General features: G+C 67.8%; 19 protein-coding genes and 1 pseudogene. 11 read left to right on the top strand and 9 right to left on the bottom strand.

Translation table 11 applies throughout. The features are described 5' to 3' along the window. The first annotated feature begins 12 nt into the window (after nt 1-12). Nucleotides 13-1,173 carry an AI-2E family transporter gene (locus IT882_RS15045; RefSeq protein ID WP_229382176.1) on the top strand — a complete coding sequence of 387 codons (1,161 nt, stop codon included), beginning with the start codon at nt 13-15 and terminating at the stop codon, nt 1,171-1,173. Between the two features lie 2 nt (nt 1,174-1,175). On the opposite strand, the gene IT882_RS15040 is transcribed toward IT882_RS15045, so the two are convergent. The 3 genes from IT882_RS15040 to IT882_RS15030 are packed head-to-tail and all read right to left on the bottom strand — an operon-like array spanning nt 1,176 to nt 2,555. Then, complete coding sequence (locus IT882_RS15040) at nt 1,176-1,517, bottom strand: SHOCT domain-containing protein (RefSeq protein ID WP_195692513.1); 342 nt, start codon at nt 1,515-1,517, stop codon at nt 1,176-1,178. 17 nt (nt 1,518-1,534) lie between these two features. After that, nucleotides 1,535-1,963, bottom strand: a complete 429-nt coding sequence (locus tag IT882_RS15035; RefSeq protein ID WP_195692512.1) for a DUF6325 family protein — start codon at nt 1,961-1,963, stop codon at nt 1,535-1,537. Nucleotides 1,964-2,006: 43 nt separating this feature from the next. Continuing rightward, nucleotides 2,007-2,555 carry a GAP family protein gene (locus IT882_RS15030; RefSeq protein WP_229382175.1) on the bottom strand — a complete coding sequence of 183 codons (549 nt, stop codon included), beginning with the start codon at nt 2,553-2,555 and terminating at the stop codon, nt 2,007-2,009. A gap of 366 nt (nt 2,556-2,921) precedes the next feature. Here IT882_RS15030 and IT882_RS15025 point away from each other — a divergent pair, with 366 nt between their 5' ends. The 4 genes from IT882_RS15025 to IT882_RS15015 are packed head-to-tail and all read left to right on the top strand — an operon-like array spanning nt 2,922 to nt 6,998. Beyond that, nucleotides 2,922-4,010: an AI-2E family transporter gene (locus IT882_RS15025; protein ID WP_195692511.1), complete on the top strand. Its 1,089-nt coding sequence runs from the start codon at nt 2,922-2,924 to the stop codon at nt 4,008-4,010. A gap of 56 nt (nt 4,011-4,066) precedes the next feature. Next, complete coding sequence (locus IT882_RS16765; protein WP_229382174.1) at nt 4,067-4,309, top strand: hypothetical protein; 243 nt, start codon at nt 4,067-4,069, stop codon at nt 4,307-4,309. Further along, nucleotides 4,249-6,474 carry an arylsulfatase gene (locus IT882_RS15020; RefSeq protein WP_324253950.1) on the top strand — a complete coding sequence of 742 codons (2,226 nt, stop codon included), beginning with the start codon at nt 4,249-4,251 and terminating at the stop codon, nt 6,472-6,474. Before IT882_RS16765 ends, IT882_RS15020 begins: the two co-directional genes overlap by 61 nt. Nucleotides 6,475-6,485: 11 nt before the next feature. Continuing rightward, nucleotides 6,486-6,998 carry a hypothetical protein gene (locus IT882_RS15015; RefSeq protein ID WP_195692510.1) on the top strand — a complete coding sequence of 171 codons (513 nt, stop codon included), beginning with the start codon at nt 6,486-6,488 and terminating at the stop codon, nt 6,996-6,998. Here the strand turns inward: IT882_RS15015 and IT882_RS17205 are convergent. Together IT882_RS17205 and IT882_RS15005 are read right to left on the bottom strand one after the other, a co-directional pair. Then, nucleotides 6,976-8,799 (bottom strand): helix-turn-helix transcriptional regulator, encoded by a 1,824-nt coding sequence (locus tag IT882_RS17205; RefSeq protein ID WP_324253895.1) that lies wholly within the window; start codon nt 8,797-8,799, stop codon nt 6,976-6,978. The genes IT882_RS15015 and IT882_RS17205 overlap by 23 nt on opposite strands. Continuing rightward, nucleotides 8,796-9,026, bottom strand: coding sequence for a hypothetical protein (locus IT882_RS15005; protein ID WP_195692509.1), 231 nt, complete (start codon nt 9,024-9,026; stop codon nt 8,796-8,798). Before IT882_RS15005 ends, IT882_RS17205 begins: the two co-directional genes overlap by 4 nt. A 130-nt stretch (nt 9,027-9,156) precedes the next feature. Here IT882_RS15005 and IT882_RS15000 point away from each other — a divergent pair. The 4 genes and pseudogenes from IT882_RS15000 to IT882_RS14985 all read left to right on the top strand — a co-directional run bounded on the left by IT882_RS15000 (nt 9,157) and on the right by IT882_RS14985 (nt 13,602). Further along, nucleotides 9,157-10,430, top strand: a pseudogene (locus tag IT882_RS15000) (glycosyltransferase). A 2-nt stretch (nt 10,431-10,432) separates the two neighbouring features. Continuing rightward, on the top strand, nt 10,433-11,632 hold the full coding sequence (locus IT882_RS14995) for a glycosyltransferase (RefSeq protein WP_195692508.1): 1,200 nt from the start codon (nt 10,433-10,435) through the stop codon (nt 11,630-11,632). Between the two features lie 239 nt (nt 11,633-11,871). Then, nucleotides 11,872-12,849, top strand: coding sequence for a GlxA family transcriptional regulator (locus IT882_RS14990; RefSeq protein WP_229382173.1), 978 nt, complete (start codon nt 11,872-11,874; stop codon nt 12,847-12,849). Nucleotides 12,850-12,924: 75 nt separating this feature from the next. Beyond that, nucleotides 12,925-13,602, top strand: coding sequence for a hypothetical protein (locus IT882_RS14985; protein ID WP_195692507.1), 678 nt, complete (start codon nt 12,925-12,927; stop codon nt 13,600-13,602). Between the two features lie 37 nt (nt 13,603-13,639). On the opposite strand, the gene IT882_RS14980 is transcribed toward IT882_RS14985, so the two are convergent. Next, nucleotides 13,640-14,875: a DUF2254 domain-containing protein gene (locus IT882_RS14980; RefSeq protein ID WP_195692506.1), complete on the bottom strand. Its 1,236-nt coding sequence runs from the start codon at nt 14,873-14,875 to the stop codon at nt 13,640-13,642. A 166-nt stretch (nt 14,876-15,041) separates the two neighbouring features. On the opposite strand from IT882_RS14980, the gene IT882_RS14975 reads away from it, so the two are divergent. Then, nucleotides 15,042-17,255: an ATP-dependent Clp protease ATP-binding subunit gene (locus IT882_RS14975; RefSeq protein ID WP_195692505.1), complete on the top strand. Its 2,214-nt coding sequence runs from the start codon at nt 15,042-15,044 to the stop codon at nt 17,253-17,255. A gap of 66 nt (nt 17,256-17,321) precedes the next feature. Here the strand turns inward: IT882_RS14975 and IT882_RS14970 are convergent, their stop codons facing one another. Beyond that, nucleotides 17,322-17,888 carry a nitroreductase family protein gene (locus IT882_RS14970; protein ID WP_195692504.1) on the bottom strand — a complete coding sequence of 189 codons (567 nt, stop codon included), beginning with the start codon at nt 17,886-17,888 and terminating at the stop codon, nt 17,322-17,324. Nucleotides 17,889-17,975: 87 nt separating this feature from the next. Beyond that, nucleotides 17,976-18,803: an LLM class F420-dependent oxidoreductase gene (locus tag IT882_RS14965; protein WP_195692503.1), complete on the bottom strand. Its 828-nt coding sequence runs from the start codon at nt 18,801-18,803 to the stop codon at nt 17,976-17,978. Nucleotides 18,804-18,922: 119 nt separating this feature from the next. Between IT882_RS14965 and rraA the strand changes: the two genes are divergently transcribed. Further along, the gene (rraA, locus tag IT882_RS14960) at nt 18,923-19,390 is read left to right on the top strand and encodes a ribonuclease E activity regulator RraA (protein ID WP_195692502.1); all 468 of its coding nucleotides are present in this window, start codon (nt 18,923-18,925) and stop codon (nt 19,388-19,390) included. Nucleotides 19,391-19,419: 29 nt separating this feature from the next. Here the strand turns inward: rraA and IT882_RS14955 are convergent, their stop codons facing one another. Beyond that, a complete protein-coding gene (locus IT882_RS14955; protein ID WP_195692501.1) occupies nt 19,420-20,793 on the bottom strand; it encodes a glucose-6-phosphate dehydrogenase in 1,374 nt (457 codons plus the stop codon). Between the last annotated feature and the right edge of the window lie 67 nt (nt 20,794-20,860).

Here is a 20,860-nt window from a genome sequence, read left to right as displayed (position 1 = left end):
TAGCCTGGCGCCGTGAGTTCCACCCCGCCGTCCGCAGCCCCGTCGGCCCCGTCCCCGATGCTGCGAGTGCTGGTCGGCCTGGCGGCGGCGGTCGTCGTGCTCGTGGGCCTCTCCTGGGCTCGGGAGATCGTCGGTCCGCTCGCTCTCGCGGCGGTCATCGTGATCATCTGCCATCCGTTGCAGGGTCTGCTGCGCCGGCGCGGCTGGCCCATGTGGACGGCCACGACAGCCGTCATCCTGCTCGCGTACGTGATCCTCACCACGATGGCGCTGCTTCTGTGGTTCGCGGGAACCCAGTTCGCGCGCCTGGTCGTCGACTATCTCGCGCAGCTCCGAGCGACCGTCGACGGAATCGAGCAGTGGCTCGCTGACATGGGCTGGGACGGGCGGGCCGCCGACACCGTGGCATCCTTCCTCGAGCCCTCGCGCTTGCTGGGCGTGGCAACCTCGGTGTCGGGCATGGTGGTCGGGGTCGCGATCGGGCTCTTCTTCGTGCTCGCCTACGTCATCTTCATGGCCGCCGACGCTGCGCGCTACAACCGGCTGCGCACCGTCTTCGGCGCCTCCGTCGACGGCACGCTCGCGAGGGTGCGCACCTTCACGGTGGGAACCCGTCGCTATTACATCGTCAACGCCATCTTCGGCGCCATCGTTGCCGTCATCGACGGCATCGCCCTCGCGGCGATCGGGGTGCCGGCGCCGGTGGTGTGGGCGATCCTGGCATTCGTCACCAACTTCATCCCCAACATCGGGTTCGTCCTCGGCCTCATTCCTCCCGCCGTGCTGGCCCTGGTTGTGGGAGGCTGGCCGCTCTTTCTTGCCGTGATCGCGATCTACAGCGTCGTGAATGTCGTGCTGCAGGTGCTCGTCCAGCCCAAGTTCGTCGCGGATGCCGTGAGCTTGAGCCTCACGCTCAGCTTCTTCTCGGTCATCTTCTGGACCTTCGTGATCGGTCCCCTCGGCGCCATCCTCTCGATCCCGCTCACCCTGCTCGTGCGGGCGTTGATCCTCGAGGCGGATCCTGATGCGCGCGTGCTGCGGTGGCTCAGCGGTGACCGAGATGCTGCGCCGGTCAGGGAACCCGAAGAAGCCCCCAGCGGCGATGATGCCGCCCATACAGACGACGGGCCGCCGACCGAGTCCTCAGACTCCGCCGGCGACCCTTCGGACTGAGCTCAGGCGAGAAGCTTGGCCTTCGCTGCGGCGAACTCGTCGTCGGAGAGCACTCCTGCGTCCTTGAGTGCCGCGAGCTTCTGCAGTTCCGCGACGACATCGACGGCGGGAGCCGCGGGCGCCGGGGGAGCTGCAGCAGCCTGAGCGGCGACAGCCTGCTGGGCAGCCTGCTGCATCGCAGCCTGCTGCTGAGCCGCCTGGTACTGCTCCTGCTCGTACTGGGCCTGTGCCTTCTTCTGCTGGTTGCTCGACATCGCGCCCGACACCGCAGTGGCGGTGCCCGCAACGACGGCGGTGCGTGCGGCGAGGCCGATGAGGCCGGGACGGCCGACTCGTCTGATCATGGTGGGTCTCCTCTTTCTCAGGCCTGTTCGGCCAGGTCCATGACGGCGTTGACAATGGGGGCAGGGATGCGCTCGGCGCTCAGAACGACACCGCCCGAGGCGGCGAGTCGGTCGGCGAGGCGGCGAGCGTAGAGGAGCTCGAGAGCGACGATCGCCGCAGACGAACCCGGCTCGACGAGCTCGACGAGCTCGGCGATGTCCTCGTCGCCGGTGATGCCGATTTCGGCAAGCTCGATGTCGCCGAAGCCGTACTCCTCGGTCTGGTCCTCGATCTCGATGACCTCGACATCTCCCGACTCCGACTTCGACACGATCACGAAGTCGAGGAGACGGACGAGGCCGCCTTCCAGGAGTTCCGCGAGGGCGGCGATGGTGTCAGGGCTCGGGCGGTCGCCGTCGAAACCGACGAGGTACAGCTCGACCGGTCCGTAGCGGAACTCAGTCATGGTGGGTCCTTTCGGGTGGATGTGACAGAGGCGGAGGAACAAGTCAAAAAAAGGCGATGCCCTTGGATAGCACGACGACCCCAAGAATGAGCAGGACAAACCCCATGATGACGGCATTCTCGCGTTCGAGCCACGTACGCAGCGCGTGGAGGGGCTGGTGCGCCCGGTCACCGGCGATGAGGACGCCGACGATGGGGACGAGGATCGTCGAGGCTGCCACGAGGACGTACACCGTGATGACGACCACCGCGTCGCCGACACGCACGCCGGAGGTGCCCAGGGCGATCCCCGCTGCCGCACCGAGCAGGAGATTCTTCGGGTTTACGGCGGCCAGCAGTACCCCGAGGCCAAGGGCGTCCCAGAATCCCAGACGGTCGACCGCACGCATCCACGACGGAAGTCCGGCACTCGCGCCTCGCGCCCGCGCGTGCGAACGGAACTGGCGAGCCGCGAAAGCCACCAGCAGGACCCCGATCACGATGTGGATGATTCCCTGGACGGGACGGGTTCCCCCGACGACCGGGGTGGGGATGACGGCTGCCACCACGAGAAAGAGCACGACAAGGGTGAGGATGCCGAGTACCCAGCCCACCGCGAAACCGGCGCCCGCCGTGCGGGCCCGGGGGAGAGCAGCAGAAGGATCGCGGCGATGACGGGGACCGGGCTGATGGCGATACCCACGGCGAACGGAAGCACCGCGCCGATCGCGTCTCCCATGCTTCTCTCCCGGGGTGCCGTCGACGCATCCGTTCTGCGTCGTCGTGAGTGAGTGGTCCGGGATCACCATAAGGCCCCGGTAGCCCGTGGCGAAGCGCGCGGGCACCCAGAAATGCGCCGCAGCCCCGTTCTCGGCGGGGGCAGGAGCCAACTTCACCCGGATGGGGTGATGTCGCCAGCACCGTGCCCGCGCCATTCTTGGCTCGTCCGGTCGACCGGACGCTGCCATGAAGGAGTACGGGTGACACCCGAGGAGCAACCGCCGCAACGCACGCGCGCGTCCCTGACCAGCCCCCTGACGCTGGGCTTCGCCCTCGCCATCGGCGTGCTGATCGCCGTTGCCCTGGCCACGGCGCTCGTGGGCGTCTCGACGGTCATTCTCTCGATCGTGCTGGCTCTGTTCTTGGCGCTCGGGCTCGACCCGCTGGTGTCCCGCATCGAGCGCGCCGGGATCGCACGCGGCTGGGGCATCGCGATCGTGTTCACCGCGTTCGCGGTGGTTGTCGCTCTCGTCATCTGGCTCATCGTGCCGCGGGTCATCCAGCAGCTCGTGGAGTTCGTGCAGGCCGTGCCCGCCGCGATGGCGGCCCTCGCCTCCCAGGACTGGTTCGTCACCGCGATGGACGCGCTGGGCGCCAACCCCGACGCTGTCGCCGAGGGGGTTGCGCAGTTCTTCAGCGACCCAGAACGCCTGCTCGCACTGACCGGCGGCGTGGTGGCGACAGGCTTCGGGGTGATCGGGGGCATCTCCAGCACGATCGTCATCGTTGCGCTGACCCTCTACATGCTTGCGTCGATCGAGGGGATGAAGTCAGCCTTCTACCGCTTCACGCCTGCCTACGGGCGGTCCACCGTCATCCGTCTCACCGAGACGATCACCGGCTCCATGGGTGGATTCGTGATGACCATGGCTGTGCTCGGGGCGCTCAACGCGACCCTGGTGATGCTCTTGCACGTCGTGCTCCGGCTCCCGTTCCCCGCCCTCATGGGAGTGATCGCGTTCTTCCTGACGCTGATCCCCGTCGTCGGATCGGTCCTGTTCTGGGTTGTCGGCTCTGTCGTGGCGCTGTTCACCGATCCCGTCGCGGCGCTGATCTTCGCGGTCCTGTACCTCGTCTACATGCAAGTCGAGTCATACGTCCTCACGCCGCGCCTCATGGGCAAGTCGATCGCCGTCCCCGGCATCCTGGTTCTCATCGGGGCGATGGTCGGCGCCGCTCTCCTGGGCCTTCTCGGGGCTCTGGTCGCAGTCCCGGTGGTGGCCGCGATCACCCTCATCGTGCGCGAAGTCGTCTTCGTACGCCAAGACGCCCGTACCGTCCGACTCTGAGGATGTGACCCCGTGACTCGAATCGACCGCACACCTGACCCGACAGGGAGAGAGCTATGAGCGCTGCGACACCCGACCGTTCCCACCTTCCGATCCCCGAGCAGAGCTTCGGCGGCGTCGCAGGGCGCACCGTCGCCGAGTCCACACCCGACTGGGCGATCACGGCAGAGGTCGAGGCGCCCGAAGGCGCACCCAACGTCCTGCTGATCCTCATCGACGACGCCGGGTTCGGCCAGGCATCCACGTTCGGGGGCCGATCCAGACGCCCACGCTTGACAGGCTCGCTCAGGACGGCCTGACCTACACGGGGCTGCACACCGCGGCCCTCTGCTCGCCGACGCGCGCGGCCTTGCTGACGGGGCGCAACCATCACCGCGTCGGCTTCGGCACCGTCGGTGAGCTACCCGGTCCCTTCCCGGGCTACTCCGGAGTACTCCCGCGCGATTGCGCTCCGTTCCCCCGCATCCTGCGCGACAACGGCTACTCGACTGCTGTCATCGGCAAGTGGCACCTCACCCCGAGCCGCACCCAGGGTGCGGCGGGCCCTTTCGACCGGTGGCCGCGCGGGTGGGGCTTCGACTACTTCTGGGGCTTCCTGGGAGGAGAGTCCGGTCAGTACGACCCGATGATCTACGAGAACGAGTCGGTCGAGCAGGCGTACGGGGGTCCGACCGACCGCGACTACTACCTGCCCACGGCACTGACCGACAAGGCGATCGAGTGGCTGCACGGCGTTCGCGCGCACAAGACCGACAAGCCGTGGCTCATGTACTACTCGACGGGCACGGCACACGCACCGCACCACGTCCCCGATGAGTGGACCGAGCCGTACCGCGGGATGTTCGACGATGGATGGGATGCCTATCGCGAGCGTACGTTCGCGCGGCAGCTCGAACTCGGGATCATCCCCGAGGGTACCGAGCTGACCGCCCGCGACGATGCGTTCCCGGCGTGGGAGTCCCTGACGGATGCCGAACGTCGCCTCTACGCGCGTCAGATGGAGGTCTACGCGGGCTTCCAAGCCAACGCCGACCACAACGTGGGTCGACTCATCGACGAGATCGAGCGGATGGGCGAGCTCGACAACACGCTCGTGATCTATATCTGGGGCGACAACGGTGCCTCGATGGAGGGCACGCTGACGGGCTCGTTCAACGAGCTGACGATGCAGAACGGCATCCCCCTCACCTCCGAGCAGCAGCTCGGTCTGATCGACGCGCACGGGGGCCTCGAGGCCTGGGGTGGGCCCGACAGCGCGCCGCACTGCTCCGCCGCGTGGGCCTGGGCGGGAAACACGCCATTCCAGTGGGGCAAGCAGGTCGCTTCCCACCTCGGCGGCACGCGCAACCCCATGGTCGTGCACTGGCCCGGCGGGATCAGGGCCGACGGGGACGTCCGGGCCCAGTTCACGCATGTCAACGACATCGGCCCGACGATCCTCGATGTCGCGGGGATCCCGGTTCCAAACACGGTGGACGGCATCCCGCAGGCGCCGATGGCGGGCACGAGCTTTGCCTACTCGTTCCCCTCTGCTGAGGCACCCGAGCAGCACACGCAGCAGTATTTCGAGATCTACGGGAACCGTGGAATGTACCGCGACGGCTGGTGGGCTGCCTCGATGCTGCCCCGGATCCCCTGGGATGCGACGCCGGCGACGATCCGCCGATTCGCGCCGGGCGTGTTCGACCCGGATGCGCTCTCATGGCAGCTCTACTACCTGCCCGACGATTTCTCGCAGTCCCGTGACCTCGCGACCGAACACCCGGAGAAGGTCGCGGAACTGGCAGAGCTGTGGTGGCAGGAAGCGGAGAAGAACCTCGCGCTTCCGATGCTCGGCGGGATGGCGGCATTCTTCGGGATGGTGCCGCCGCTGCAGACCCAGACCCGCTGGACCTACTGGGGCACCGACGTTCAGAACATCCCGGCGGGCATCATGCCGCCGATCCTGAACCGCTCATATTCCATCACGGTCGAGGCGACCATTTCCGACGCGGATGCCGAGGGTGTGCTCCTGGCAGCCTTCGACCACCTCGGCGGCTTCGCCCTCTTCGTCCAGGACGGCCTTCTGCGGCATACCTACTCGTTCATGGGGGTCGAGACCTACCGGCACGTCGCCGACGAGGCGCTGCCGACCGGGGAGGTCACCATCGTGCTGGACGTCGAGGCGGATGCCGCGGTCATGGCCCCGGCCTGCACCGTCACCCTCTCGGTCAATGGCGTGAGCATTGGCGGGGGCCGCATGGAACGCACCGTGCCGATCATGTTCAACGCCTACTCGGGCCTCGACATCGGGCGCGACAACGGCGAGGTCGTCGACCCCTCCTACGCGCACCTCGCGCCGTTCCCGTTCTCCGGCACGATTCATCGGATCGATGTCGACGTGCGCCGCCCGGGTGAGGTCGCGGATGCCTCGATCCACCACGCGGAGACCGCGGGGCTTCACGCCCGTCACATCGAATCCTGAGAGGAGCCACGGTGGAGCTGGACGACGCTGCCGAGACCGCGCAGGCCTCGGGCCCGATGCCGGTGCGCGAAGCGTCGTCGATAGCGATCGGACTCGTCGTCAGTGGGTCGGTGATCGCCGCCGCCGCCGGTCAGCAGCCACCGTTGCTGGCGCTGTGCGTCGGCATCGTCGGCTCCGTCGTGGTCTACTGGCTCGCCGGGGTCTACGCGGCGACACTGGCGTCCGGCATCCGCAGCGGCCAGAGAATCTTCCGAGGTGCGCTGCAGATTGCGGGACGATCGTGGCCGGTGCCCGCGTCGTCGTTCCTCCCGGTCAGTGCGCTCATCATCGCGAGCGCGCTGGGGGCTGACATCGGGGCTGCGGCGACGATCGCGCTGCTCGTCTCCATCGCCGTGCTCTTCGCATACGGCTACCTTGCGGGCCGCGCCGCGGGGCTATCTCGCAGCGGGCGGCTGTGGAGCGCCCTGGTCGGAGCGGCGTTGGGCGTGGGTCTCCTGGTACTCAAAGGTGTGGTCGGTCACTGAGCTGGATGAGGCCGACATGGTCGGGGAGGGGAACGCCCTGACCGGCGCCGGCGTCGAAGAGGCCAAGGCCAGTCGCGATCGATACGGCCTCTGTGCGGGACCGCGCCCCGAGCTTTCGGTACACCGACGCCACGTGCGACTTGACCGTGTTGCGGGAGACGAACAGTCGACGCCCGATGTCTTCGTACGACAGGTGGGTACTCAGGTAGGGCAGCACGCGCCGCTCGGCAGCGGTGATCACGTACCGAGCCGGCTCGGCCACCGGGCGGTCCGGAAGCAGATGCTGGGCGTCGCGCAGGCGACCGGCGAGTTCTTCGGCCTCCCACCGCACGACGTGCGCGAGTTCGTCCTCGCCGAGAATCTCGGCAGCTTCCCCCAGACTCACACGAAGCTGAATGCCCAGCCACGGGAGGGTCGGGCCGACGATCGGCCGCATTCCGGCCGCGCGGCGAAGGTCTGCCAGCGCGCCGTCGCGATCACCAGCCTTCGCGCGAACCTGAGCGCGCAGCGCGAAAGCCAGTCCGGAGTGCGGATAGACCGACCACTGCTCGTCCGCGGCCAGTGCAACCGCTGCGTCGACGAGGGCGGGGGCGCGGGGGTCATCGCGCTTGACGGCGAGGCACGCGCGTTCGGCTACCGCAAGCATCTCGGCGGGGGGAACGCCGACCTTTCGAGCCTCGTGGGCGGCTTCGTCGAGCAGGGAGATCGCGTCGTCATCGTTCGCCATCGCCGCCGCGATCCCGGCGAGCATGAGCGCCGGGGTGCGCCAGAGGCTCTGTCTCGACACGATCGCCACAGCACGATCCGAGTCATCGCGCATCTGGCGCAGGCCCGATCGGCTCAGGTGTGCGCGGAGCGTGAGAAAGGCCACCTCATCATCGGCATCCGAGAACCCGTCGCGCGTCCACAGGGTCTCGGCGGCGTCGGTCCACTCGTTGGCGCAGAACACGTCAGCGGTCATGACGCCCGCGTAGGCGAGCATGGTGGCAAGGCTGGGGCTGGTGACGTCTTCCGTGCCGAGAGCATGGATGAATCCAACGAGCTCGAACAGTCGGCCGCTGGAGAACATCGGGATCAGCTCCGCGCGGAGGGTCGGCAGGGCCGCGGTGGGCTGGCCCGCCCGAATGTAGAGGGAGACCGCCTCGAGTGCGCGTTCGGGATCGCGCTGGGCCCAGTCGGCTCCGCGAGCCAGGCGGGCGCGGAACGCGGTCGGGTCCGCCGCCTCGGCGTCATGGGCGAGCGACTGGCGCACCAGCGGCACCCACGCGTACCGCTGGGAACGTCGGTCTACGCGATGGAGGAACCAGGGCCCGCCCGTCAGGCTGGTGAACATCGGCTCATCCATGCCAGCCACTTCGCGCGCGAGGTCGGCGTCAACGACCTCGAACCCGGCCAGTGCGCGCAGGGCGGCGAGAGTCTCGGCATCCGCGTCCGCGAGTGCATCGTGCCGCAGGTAGTCGCTGACGAGTCGGTCTCGTCCATCGAAGCCCCGAGGGTCCGCGCCCTCCCGCCAGGCCAGCGCCGCAAGTCGAACCCCAGCAGGCCAGCCCGCGGTCAGCTCTCGCAGCGACGTGAGAGCCGCGGGATCGAGATCTGGAAGGGTTTCCGCGATCTCGGCGTCGTTCATGGCGAGCGCGACAGCATCGATCTCGGTGAGGGTGCGCCGCATGCGGGCGCGCACGAGCGCGTCGGGAGGAACCGAACGACCGGATAGCACGAGGCGTGCATCGGGAAGAAGGGGGATGTCGAGAAGCTCCGCGAGGCGTTCGGCAGGACCGTCGTGGATGTCGTCGACGATCACTGCCGTCGGGGGGATGCCTCGGGGTGGAGGGTCTCACGGATGCGATCCATGGCGGGCCCGGCGAGATCGGCGCCGCGGACGCGTATCGTCTCGTGCTCCCGCGTGAGATCCCACTGGTCGAGCAGCACTGTCTTGCCGTATCCCGCAGGTGCGGTCAACACCACCCTGCCGGGCGCGATGTCGAGGATCTCAAGGAGGTGTGGGCGGGCGACGAGAACGGAGTCCACGCCGGGCCTCCTTCCTCATCGAGTGGGCGTCGTGTCGAACAGCGGAATTGTATGCCCACGGACCATGGCGTCGGTCAGCGGGGCTCGATGGAGCGCCTCCCGAGCCCGCTCGGGTCGCTCAGGTACAGTTATGACGCCGCATCCCGCGGTGCGACCGCCGTTCAGCAAAGGCAGCCCTTCTGTGACTTCCCTCGACGCGTCCGACGGCTCGCCGACCGGCGACCATACCGGTGGCGACGGCCGCCTCACCGTGCTCATCGGTGCCGACACGTTCTTTCCCGACGTCAATGGCGCTGCGCGCTTCGCCGAGCGTCTTGCCGCCGGGCTCGTCGCGCGCGGACACGACGTTCACGTCATGGCCCGAGCAAGACGTGGGCCCAGCACGGTGTCTTCCACGAGGTGATCGAGGGTCAGGAGATGACCGTTCACCGCATCCACTCGTACCGCTGGTACCCGCACGACTGGCTGAGGTTCGTGTGGCCGTGGCGCGCCAAGCACTATGCCCGCATCGTGCTGGATGAGGTGAAGCCGGACGTCGTCCACATCCAGTCACACATCGTGATCGGTCGCGCGCTGACGCGAATCGCGCACGATCGGGGGATCCCGGTCGTCGCGACAAACCACGTCATGCCCGAGAACATCCTCGACTACTCGGCGATGCCGAAGTCGTGGAACAACACGATCATCCGGTGGGCGTGGGCCGACGCGAACCGCACGTTCCAGCTCACGCGCGTGATCACGACGCCGACGCGCCGCGCCGCCGACTATCTCGAACGCGCGACGGGCATCGTGGGGGTCATCCCCATCTCCTGCGGCATCGACATGCACAACTACACCCCTGACCTGACGGCCCGTCCGGACAAGCGGGTGCTGTTCGTCGGTCGGTTGACCAACGAGAAGCAGATCGATGTGCTTTTGCGTGCGATGACGAAGCTCGATCCCGCGCTGGGAGCGACGCTCGACGTCGTCGGAGGTGGCGACCAGCGCAAGAGCCTGGAAGCACTTGCTACCGAGCTGGATCTCGCCGACCGCGTCACCTTCCACGGACATGCCTCGGAAGAGGAGCTTCGAGAGCTCTACACGCGGGCGACGGTCTTCGCGATCGCCTCGATCGCCGAGCTCCAGTCGATCGCGACGATGGAGGCGATGGCTTCGGGGCTGCCGATCGTCGCTGCCAACGCGGTGGCTCTCCCGCACCTGGTGCATGACGGCGAGAACGGATACCTCTTCACACCGGGCGATGTCGATGAACTCGCGGCGCGTCTGACCGATGTGCTGACCGCTGAGCCCGAGGAGCGGCGACGGATGCAGCAGGCCTCCCTCGAGGCCGTCGCGATCCACGACATCAGTCGCACACTCGACACCTTCGAAGCGCTGTACCGCGGCGAGCCCGTCCCGGAGTAGCGATGCATGTCGTGATGTTCGGCGATCAGCATGCCGAAACGCTCGGCGGCGCACAGGTGTCGATGCGCCTGCAGCGCCGGTTTCTCGAGAAGGCCGGCCACACCGTCACGATCGTCGCGCCGCGCCGTCACGGACCCCGCGCGGGCGTGCGCGCAGATGACCCGGGATACGCCGATCTACCCTCCATCCCGGTGACCCTGGACCGCGAGTATGCGATGACCTGGCCGAGCGCGCGCGCCGACCGCGCCGTCGATGCCGTGCTGGCGGGGCGACCACCCGTCGACATCGTGCACGTGCAGGGCGATTTCTGGGGAGCATTCCTCGGCCTGCGCTTTGCTCGCCGCCACGACCTTCCCGTGGTGTTCACGTTCCACAACCGCGTAGATGTCGGCATCCATGCCATCGCTCCGTTCCCCGACCTGGTCCTGCGGGTCCTGAACCGTTGGGGTCGTCGAGCGCTGTCCGAGCCCACCGGTGCGCGGGCCGACGGCTGGTCCTACCTCCGGATGCTGGCTTCGTCGGCGGATGCTGTGACGGCGCCGTCAGCCCATTTCGCGCGTCGCCTGGAGGCCCATCGCGTCGCCGCTCACGTGGATGTGGTCTGGAACGGGATCGATGACGACGAGCTGGCGGCTGCCCTCGCCGCTCCGCGGACACGTTCCGATTCCCGGCGTCCTCGCCTCGTGTGGGTCGGGCGGATGAGTCCCGAGAAGCGGCTGCTTCCGTTTCTCGAGGCAGTGGTGGCGTCGGAGATCGATGCCGACATCGAGGTGATCGGTAACGGCGCGCAGCGCGCAGCTGCCCAGCGGGTGGCCGAGCGTGCACGCGCGTCGGTGTTCTTCCTCGGGTCGCTTCCCTACCGTGAGACGCTTCGGCGGATCCGTTCAGCCGATGCCCTCGTGCAGACCTCGATCGGATTCGAGACGCAGGGGATGACCATCTTCGAGGCCGCGACACTCGGGACGCCCTCGATTGTGTGCGACCCAGACCTCGTCGCGGAGCTGGGCTCCGGCGCCTGGCCGGTTCCGGACGACTCGACGCCGGCGCTCGCCGGCGTCCTGCGGGCAGCTGTCGCCGACATCCGCGATGGTGCTGCGCCCGTGCCCGACGCCTCGATCGCCGACCGGTTCCGACAGTCGTCTCGAACCGCGGCGATGCTCGCGGTGTACGAGACGGCGCGCACGAGGCACGCCGAGCGCTGAAACGCGGCGGCACGTCCTCACGGAAGGCGGCGAGCGTCGGTCGGCTGGCGACGAAACCCGTCGCTCCGGACGACGCGGATCGTGGCGACGGCACCCCACACGGCGAGGCCGGAAAGAAGAAGCAGAACAATCATGTCTGAAAAGCTATGATCAACTCATTACCGCCACGAGTGGCGGAATGACCATCATTCGTAGGATTCATGCCACCTCTCCGGTGGGCTGACAAGAATCGAGCGCTCATGATCCGTACCGTCGCCACCGTCGTACAGCCGGGCTTCGCGCCCTTCGAGTTCGGCCTGGCCTGTGAGGCTTTCGGTCTCGACCGCTCCGGCGACGGCATCCGGGGCTTCGATTTCCGCATCGTCGCGGCAGAGCCCGGCCTCGTGCCGAGCAACCTGGGCTTTTCGATCACGGTCGACGAAGACCTGGCGTTTGCCGAGACCGCCGACCTCGTCATCGTCACGCCGGTGCCGCGGGAGAGATGGCAGGACGCCGATCCTCGCGTGTCCGCTGTCGTGCGACATGCGGCAGAGCGTGGTGCGTGGCTGCTGAGCGTCTGCAGTGGCTCGTTCGTGCTGGCCGCGGCGGGCGTGCTGGACGGCCGACGCGCGACGACGCACTGGATGTACGCCGACACCATGGTTCGGATGTATCCGCAGATCGACGTCGACCCTGATGTCCTGTATGTGCAGGACAACCGGATCATCACGAGCGCCGGAACGGCCGCGGGGCTGGATGCCTGCCTCCACCTGTTGCGTCAAGAGCTCGGCGCGGAGGCGACGAACCGCATCGCCCGGAGGATGGTCGTTGCGCCACAGCGTGACGGCGGGCAGGCGCAGTTCATCGACAAGCCGCTGCCGGTAGCCGCCTCTCATTCCCTGGCGCCTGTCACCGACTGGATGCTGGAGAACCTGCGCGCCGATCTGTCCGTCGACCAGCTCGCGGCGCGGGCGCACATGTCGCCGCGCACCTTCGCGCGGCGCTTCAAGGCGGACCTCGGAGCAACGCCGGCGGCGTGGCTTGCGCGCCAGCGGATCATCCACGCGCAGCGGCTGCTCGAGCGCACCGACCTGGGCCTTGACCGCATCGCGTGGGAGAGCGGGTTCGGGTCTGCGGCGGTGCTGCGCCAGAACTTCGTGCGTGTGTTGGGGATCACCCCCACCGCGTACCGGTCCCGGTTCCCGTCGGTGTCGGAGGATCTCGCCCCGACCGGTTAGGCGCCGAGACGGCGGCCAGGCAACGATCGGGCCACGGCGCCGGGGGAGGAGTCCTGCCTCCGATACACTCTGGCCATGTCGAGGGGTGGGGGACAGATGGCGGCGTCGCGGATGTCGGTGTGGGCTGGCGTGGCTGCGCTGAGCATTGCCCTGGTCGGGTGCACCCCGTCGGGGGATCCTGACCCGACGCCGTCGGCGTCGGACACAGCGTCGACGGAGCCGTCGCCGGATGCCACCTCAGACGGCCCCCCCATGACCGAACCACCGGCTGACGAGATCGACCTCGACGCTCTCGCGTGCACCGACCTGCTCGACGTCGCCGTCGCGCAGGCGCAGTTCGGCCCGGACGCCCAGTTCATCGCTCAGCTCGATCCCGGTGAGCTCACCGGGATCATGGCGGGGCCGGTCGCCGAGACCGCCTTGACGGAGGCGACCCAGACGATCGGCTGCATCTGGGGGATTCCCCAGAGCGACGGTGCCTTCACGGTCGTGGTTGCCGCTCTGCCGCAGACATCCCGCGACACGCTCACGACCGCGCTCGGATCGAGCGTCTTCACGGGCTCACTCCTCGGAACCTCGCCCGCCTACACCTGGGAACGCGACGATGCCCTCGGAGTCTTCACAACCGTCTACGCCTTCGCGTCCCCGCTCTGGGTGACCGTCACGGGCGCGGGGACGACGAGTTCGCAGACCGAGATCACCGGGGATGTGCTCGATCATCTGCGTGCGCTGTACCCCGGCCTCGGCGACTGAGTGCGGCCACCGAGCCTCAGCGGGGTGCTGCCTGCCGCTATCTGCGCGGCGCGTTCGACGCTGCCCGGCGCAGGGCCACCGCATCTGCGCGGCAGAGTAAGCGCTGGGCTCGCGAGCGAGCGTCAGCCGCGGCATCCGTGAACGCGCGGGAGCGCGACGGGCCGGCGATGTCTGCCAGCGAGGCCAGGGTCTTCTGCAGCCGGATGCCGACCTCCACCATTCCGGCTCCGTCGCGGGCGATCGGGCGAAACGCATCCTCGACGAGGTCGGGAAGGGTGACCGGCTCGACGGTGAGATGGCTGTAGGGGACATCGGCATCGGCATCGGCTTGCAGCATGTTCTCAAAGACGCGACCGAGGGCGCCGAGGACATCGATGGCGGTGCCCGGGTCGTTCGTCGACGGTGAGAGCGCCCGACTGGCGATCTCGGAGAGGGCGATCATCCCGAGTCGTGGGTCTTGGTCGTAGCTGCGGTGGGCTTCGATGTGAAATGCGCTCGCGACCTTTGACCGGGTTTCGTCATCGGTCGTGCCGGCAACCAGCGCGAGTGGGGTAGCCGTGTCGACGACCGTTCCCGGCAGCGCGCGGACATGGATCGTGAGATCGCGCTCCTCGGCCATCGCTTCGAGGCGGGCGAGGTCGATGTGGGTCACGTATCCCGCGCGCTGCGGGCGCACCGAGGCCCCGGTGATCGATCGCGGATCCTGGCGGCGAGCACCGAGGCTCGGACGATTCGCGTACTGGGCCGTCGTGCGGTGAGCCGCGGCCTCGACGCGGTCGATGATGTCCGACATCCGCCCGAAGGATCCGAGATGCGAGATCCACCGCAGGAGCACGACCACGACGATCGCGATGACGACGAGTGTGCCGACGAAGAGGATCGCCTGGCCCTGGTCGCCGTAGTACCCGGTCGAGAGGGCGATGATGCCGACCATCGAGAAGACGAACGCCCCGATGAAGGTCGACAGAACGTTCTGCGACGTGGGGTCGGCGACCAGGAGCTGCGTCGCCCGGGGCGTCGCGACCCGCGACGCGGAGCTGTAGGCGGTGACCATTGCGGTGAGCGAGAAGGTCGTCACCGCGAGCATCGAGCTCGCCAGGATTTGCAGAATCTCGTCGACAGAGCCTTGGCCGAGGTTGACGGTCAGATCGGGAAGAAACGGCTCGAGGAAGCCGGCGGCGAGCGCCAAGAGGACGGCAGCGAGGCTGAACAGCGAGGCACGGAACCACACCGCTCGCGCCATCTGAGCGAGAAAGACCCGCAGGTTCGTCATCGTCGGCTCCGCATGAGAACCCACGCTATCCCGACTCAGGCCCCCGGTCGAAGCACTTCCCGAATCGGCAGCGCGGTGATAAACTTGAGTCACACAGGCTCAAGTTTGAGCCCACGCAGATTTCGGCGGGAGGGACCGCCACTCACGTCGCCGCACAGGAGGCATCATGCAGACCACACCGATGGCCGACCAGGACGAGCAACAGAGCGCGCTCGAACAGTTCGGCATCAACCTCACCGATCGCGCCCGGCAGGGCAAGCTCGATCCCGTCATCGGACGGGATGCCGAGATTCGGCGTATCAGTCAGGTGCTGACGCGCCGTACCAAGAACAACCCCGTCCTCATCGGCGAGCCCGGGGTCGGCAAGACCGCTGTCGTCGAGGGGCTCGCGCAGCGGATCGTCGCCGGCGACGTCGCCGAGAGCCTGCGAGGCAAGGAGCTCATCGCCCTCGACATCTCGGCGCTGGTCGCCGGCGCGATGTACCGCGGGCAGTTCGAAGACCGCCTCAAGAAGGTGCTGAAAGAGATCACCGACTCCGAAGGCCAGATCATCACCTTCATCGACGAGCTCCACGTCCTCATGGGCGCGGGAGGCGGCGAAGGATCGGTGGCGGCATCCAACATGCTCAAGCCGATGCTCGCTCGCGGCGAGTTGCACATGATCGGCGCCACGACGCTCAACGAGTATCGCGAGTTCATCGAGAAGGATGCTGCGCTCGAGCGCCGCTTCCAGCAGGTGTACGTGGGCGAACCCAACGTCGAAGACACCGTCGCGATCCTCCGCGGGCTCAAGGAGCGGTACGAGGCGCACCACAAGGTCGCGATCTCGGACAGCGCACTGATCGCCGCGGCCGCGCTGTCCCACCGCTACATCCCGAGCCGTCAGTTGCCCGACAAGGCGATCGACCTGATCGACGAAGCGGCCTCGCGGCTGCGCATGGAGATCGACTCCGCGCCACTGGAGATCGATGAGCTGCGCCGGCACGTCGACCGTCTCAAGCTCGAAGAGCTTGCGTTGAAGAAAGAGAAGGACGCCGCGTCGCAGGAGCGTCTCGAGAAGCTGCGTGCAGACCTGAAGAGCGAGCAGGACAAGCTCTCGGAACTGCAGGCGAAGTGGGAGACCGAGCGATCGATCCTCAACCGCGTGGGCGAGCTCAAGACCCGACTGGATGCCGCACGCATCGAGGCCGAGCGCGCGCAGCGCGAAGGCGACCTCGAACGTGCCTCGCGACTGCTGTACGCCGAGATCCCGGCACTCGAGCGCGGCATCATCGAGGCCGAGAGCATGGAGCCCAGCGAAGACCGGATGGTCAACGAGCAGGTCACCGAGGAGGACATTGCCGCGGTGATCGCCGGATGGACCGGGATCCCGGTCGGGCGGTTGCTGCAGGGCGAGAGCGAGAAGCTCGTGCACCTGGAGGCCGAACTCGGGAAGCGCCTCATCGGGCAGAAGGAGGCAGTGAAGGCCGTCGCGGATGCCGTGCGCCGATCCCGCGCCGGAATCAGCGACCCCAACCGGCCGACGGGGTCCTTCCTGTTCCTCGGCCCGACCGGGGTCGGAAAGACCGAGCTGGCCAAGGCGCTCGCCGCGTTCCTGTTCGATGACGAGCACGCGATGGTCCGCATCGACATGTCGGAGTACGGCGAGAAGCACTCCGTCTCGCGGCTCGTCGGTGCACCTCCGGGGTACGTCGGCTACGAGCAGGGCGGCCAGCTGACGGAGGCTGTTCGGCGGCGTCCGTACAGCGTGGTTCTTCTCGACGAGGTTGAGAAGGCGCATCCGGAAGTCTTCGATGTTCTGTTGCAGGTGATGGATGACGGGCGGCTGACCGACGGTCAGGGCCGGACGGTGGACTTCACCAACGTCATCCTGATTCTGACCTCGAACCTCGGATCGCCGATCCTCATCGACCCGACGATTCCGCTGGATCAGAAGCGCGCTCAGGTGCTCGCCCTGGTGCGACAGGCCTTCAAGCCGGAGTTCGTGAACCGGCTCGATGACATCGTCATCTTCCAGGCGCTCTCGCAGGACGACCTCGCTCAGATCGTCGAGCTGACTGTCGACCACCTCCAGCGCCGGCTCCACGAACGCCGGCTCACGCTCGCGGTCACTCCTGACGCACGCGGCTGGCTGGCCGAACGCGGCTACGACCCGGTGTTCGGTGCGCGTCCGCTGCGCCGACTCATCCAGTCCGAGATTCAGGATCGTCTCGCGATGGCGTTGCTCTCGGGCGGCGTGCGTGACGGCGACCTCGTGCGTGTGGATGTCGCTGTCGACGGCGACTCGCTGGTGCTGACCAGCGACGGACCGGCGGCAGCGCCGGCACCGCGTCCGGGAGAGGACGACGACATCATCGAAGCCGAGCTGATGGAGGACTGAAACGCGGCACACGCGGGGCCCGAGGTCAGAAACGACCTCGGGCCCCGCGTATGCCGTCGTGTGAGGTCAGGCGTCGACGAGAACAGTTTCCGGAAGCGGCCGGCGGATACGCGGCGCGGTCTCGCGTTCGCGGACCGCATCCTCCGCGGCGTCGAGATCGCCCAGGTGCCCGACGGCCATGACGGTGAGCGGTCGGACGGTGTCGGGCAGTGAGAACGCGCCAGCGATTGCGGCGCGGTCGAACCCGCCCATCTGGTGGGTCATCAGGCCGTCGGCATGTGCCTGCACCGTGAAGTGGGCCGCTGCCTGCCCCGCGTCATACTCGGCCCAAGGCAACTCCACGCCGTCGTGCTCGGTGTCAGCAAGGAAGACCACGAGAGCGCCGGCGTTGACGGCCCAGACCTGGTTGAACCCGGTGAGGGAGGCCGAGATCTGCTCGAAGGCATCAGAGCCGCGTCGCGCGACAATCATCCGCCAGGGTTGCGTGTTCGCTGCCGAGGGTGCCCAGCGCGCCGCCTCGAGAGCTGCGGACAGCGCCGACTCGTCGATGGGTCGTTGCGCATCGAACACGCGCGTGCTGCGGCGGTTCGCGAGGACGTCGATCAGAGCGGTGGACGGGGCGATGGTGGTCATGATCTCTCCCGGTGGTGAGGAATGAGGGAACGGACCCCGTCGTCCTTTCTCGTCAACACCGCATAGCGCTCGGTATTCCCGGAGTCGTCAGGCTCCGTTCATCCGGTCTCGCCACGCCAGCAGCGGCTCTACCGGCGAGAGGTCGTAGTCCGGCCCGTCGATCGACGGGATGATGAACCGCACCCCCAACGGGTACAGCCGGTCCAGACTGTTCTCCTCCAGCAGCGGTCCGAATCCGCGGGGAGTGAAACCCGTCGCGATCTCGATGTCGCCCGGGTCTCGCCCGACGCGTGCGCACCACTCGTGGAGCACGTCGAGCTTGTGGGGGATCTTCTCGATCGGGGTGAACGTGTGCCAGATCGACGCGTGTTCGGCCACGAGGCGCAGCGTCTTCTGCTCGCCCTGCCCGCCGATGAGGATCGGGATCGGGCGGGTGGGAGCGGGGTTCAACAGATCCCAGCGGCGACGGATGCGGCCAAGGTCATCGCGCAGATCGTTCAGACGCGATCCCACGGTGCCGAACTCGTAGCCGTACTCCACGTAGTCCTTCTCCGCCCAGCCCGACCCGGTTCCGAAGATGAGCCTGCCGGTGCCGCCCTTCGCGCTGATGTGGTCGACGGTGCGGGCCATGTCGGCCTGCAGATCCGGGTTCCGGTACGAGTTGCAGTTGACCAAGGGCCCGAACTCCACGCGCTCGGTGAGCTCGGCGATCGAGGCGAGCATCGTCCACGCCTCGTAGTGCTCAGCATCCAGCGGCTCGGTGAGGGGGAAGAAGTGATCCCAGTTGAAGATCGCGTCGACTCCCATGTCTTCGGCGCGAAGGATGGCATCGCGAATCTGCGTGTACGACGCGTGCTGCGGTGCAAGCTGCACGCCGACGCGCGCGGGACGATGGTCTGCGGGATGAGTCGTCATCCTTCGAGTATCGTCCGCGCTCATCCTCCGGGGGCGGTCCTTGCGCGACTCGGAAGTCCACGCGATCTTTCCGCAGACCGATACGCCGCCGCCGCAGCACTGCCGGATAGCGTCAGAGCATGACCATCGCGACCGCTGACCTGTTCGACGAGCGTGGCGACGAGCTCGACTCGCTCGGCATCCAGCTGCAGGACATCGGTGGTCGGACCGCCTTCGACGGGCCGATCCGCACGGTGCGCTGCCACCGCGACAACGCCCTGGTGAAGGCGACCCTCGCAACGCCGGGAGAGGGCGCCGTGCTCGTTGTCGACGGCGGCGGGTCCCTGGAGTCGGCTTTGGTCGGAGACCTCATCGCGGCATCCGCTGTCGCTGCCGGCTGGAGCGGGGTCATCGTCTATGGTGCGATCCGCGACCGGGAGGCGATCGGCGGGCTCGACCTCGGCGTCAAGGCGCTCGGTTCCAACCCCCGCAAGAGCGCCAAGGACGGCGTGGGAGAAGTGGATGTCGCCGTCGAGATCGGCGGTGTCGCGTTCGCGCCGGGCAAGCACGTCTGGGCGGATGCCGACGGGGTCCTGGTCGAACGGTAACTCGATCCGTCGCTCAGGCTTCCCCAGCGTCAATAGTCGTGGTCGGGCCAGCCGTCCGGACCGTGCGAGCCCGCCGCGTAATCCTGCAGCGGGACATCGTCAGCTGCCCACGCGTCGAGCACAGGCTGCACGATGCGCCAGCACTGCTCGGCGGCATCGCCGCGCACCGACAGCGTCGGGTCGCCGTCGAGGATCTCGGAGAGCACTTCGGCGTACGCCAGGAGCGCGCCCTCGCCGAGGTCGGCACTGAGCTTGGCCCAGGTGAGCGCGAACGGGTCGTCGGCGCCGTTCACGTTCAGCCCCAGCGACATGCGGTCGGGTCCCAGCGTGAACCGCAACCGCGAACCGTGCGTGGCTCCTGTGAACCCGTCCGGCAGGTGGCGGACCGGGCGGAAGCGGATCAGGATCTCCTTGACCGGGTCGCCGACGGCCTTACCGGAGCGGAGGGTGATCGGCACGCCCGCCCAGCGGTTGTTGCGCACCTCGAATACGACCTCCGCGAGGGTTTCGGTCTCGCGATCAGGCACGACCCCCGGTTCGTCCACGTAGTCGGGGAGGTCTCGCCCATCGATCGACCCTGACGTGTAGCGGCCGCGGCGCGAGGACCCGACCGGGTCATCGTCCCAGACATGCGTGGCCAGCAGCGCCGACGTCGTTGCGCCGCGCAGATCTTGCTCGCCGAGAGTTGCGGGAGGCTCCATCGTCACCAGTGCCATCAACTGCAACAGGTGGCTCTGGATCATGTCGCGGAGCGCGCCGGCCTTGTCGTAATACCCGGCGCGGCCCTCGAGCCCCAACTTCTCGTCGTACGTGATGTCGATCGACTCGATGTGCTCCGCCGACCACACCGGTTCCAGGATGCGGTTCGCGAACCGCGCGCCGATGATGTTCAGCGACATCGACCGACCGAGGAAGTGGTCGACGCGGAACACCTGGCTCTCGGGCACGAGCACCGCGAGCTTCTCGTTCAGCTCGTGGGCACTGGCCGCATTCGTCCCGAAGGGCTTCTCGAGAGCGAGGATGAGGCCGTCGGGCAGGTCAACGGACGAGAGCGACTCGCAGGCCTTGGCGGCGATCGCGGGCGGGACGGCGAAGTAGAGCGCGATGCGCCCCTGTGTTTCCGACAGCAGGGAGCTGAGGTCGTCGGGAGCGGTGATGTCGGCCTTCGTGTACGTCGTTTCGGCGACCTTGTCGAAGGCATCCTCGGCATCCACCGACGCGAAGGCTGTGCGGACGGTCTCACGCCACTGGTCGTCGCTCCACTCATCCATCCCCGCACCGCGAAGGCGCACGCGGCGCTGGGGCTGACGGGACAGCAGCTGGCCGAGAGCGGGGAGCAGCAATCGGGAAGTGAGATCTCCCGATGCGCCGAGGATCATGAGCGTCGTCGTCTGGTCGGCCATGTCGCCACCCTATCCAGGCTGTGTGTCCGGCGGACAGACGCGTCGGGAAATCCCCGGGACCCCCGGT

The organism is Microbacterium schleiferi, assembly GCF_015565955.1.
In the GTDB taxonomy this organism is placed as follows: domain Bacteria; phylum Actinomycetota; class Actinomycetes; order Actinomycetales; family Microbacteriaceae; genus Microbacterium; species Microbacterium schleiferi_A.
This window is presented reverse-complemented; position numbering and strand designations above follow the sequence as displayed.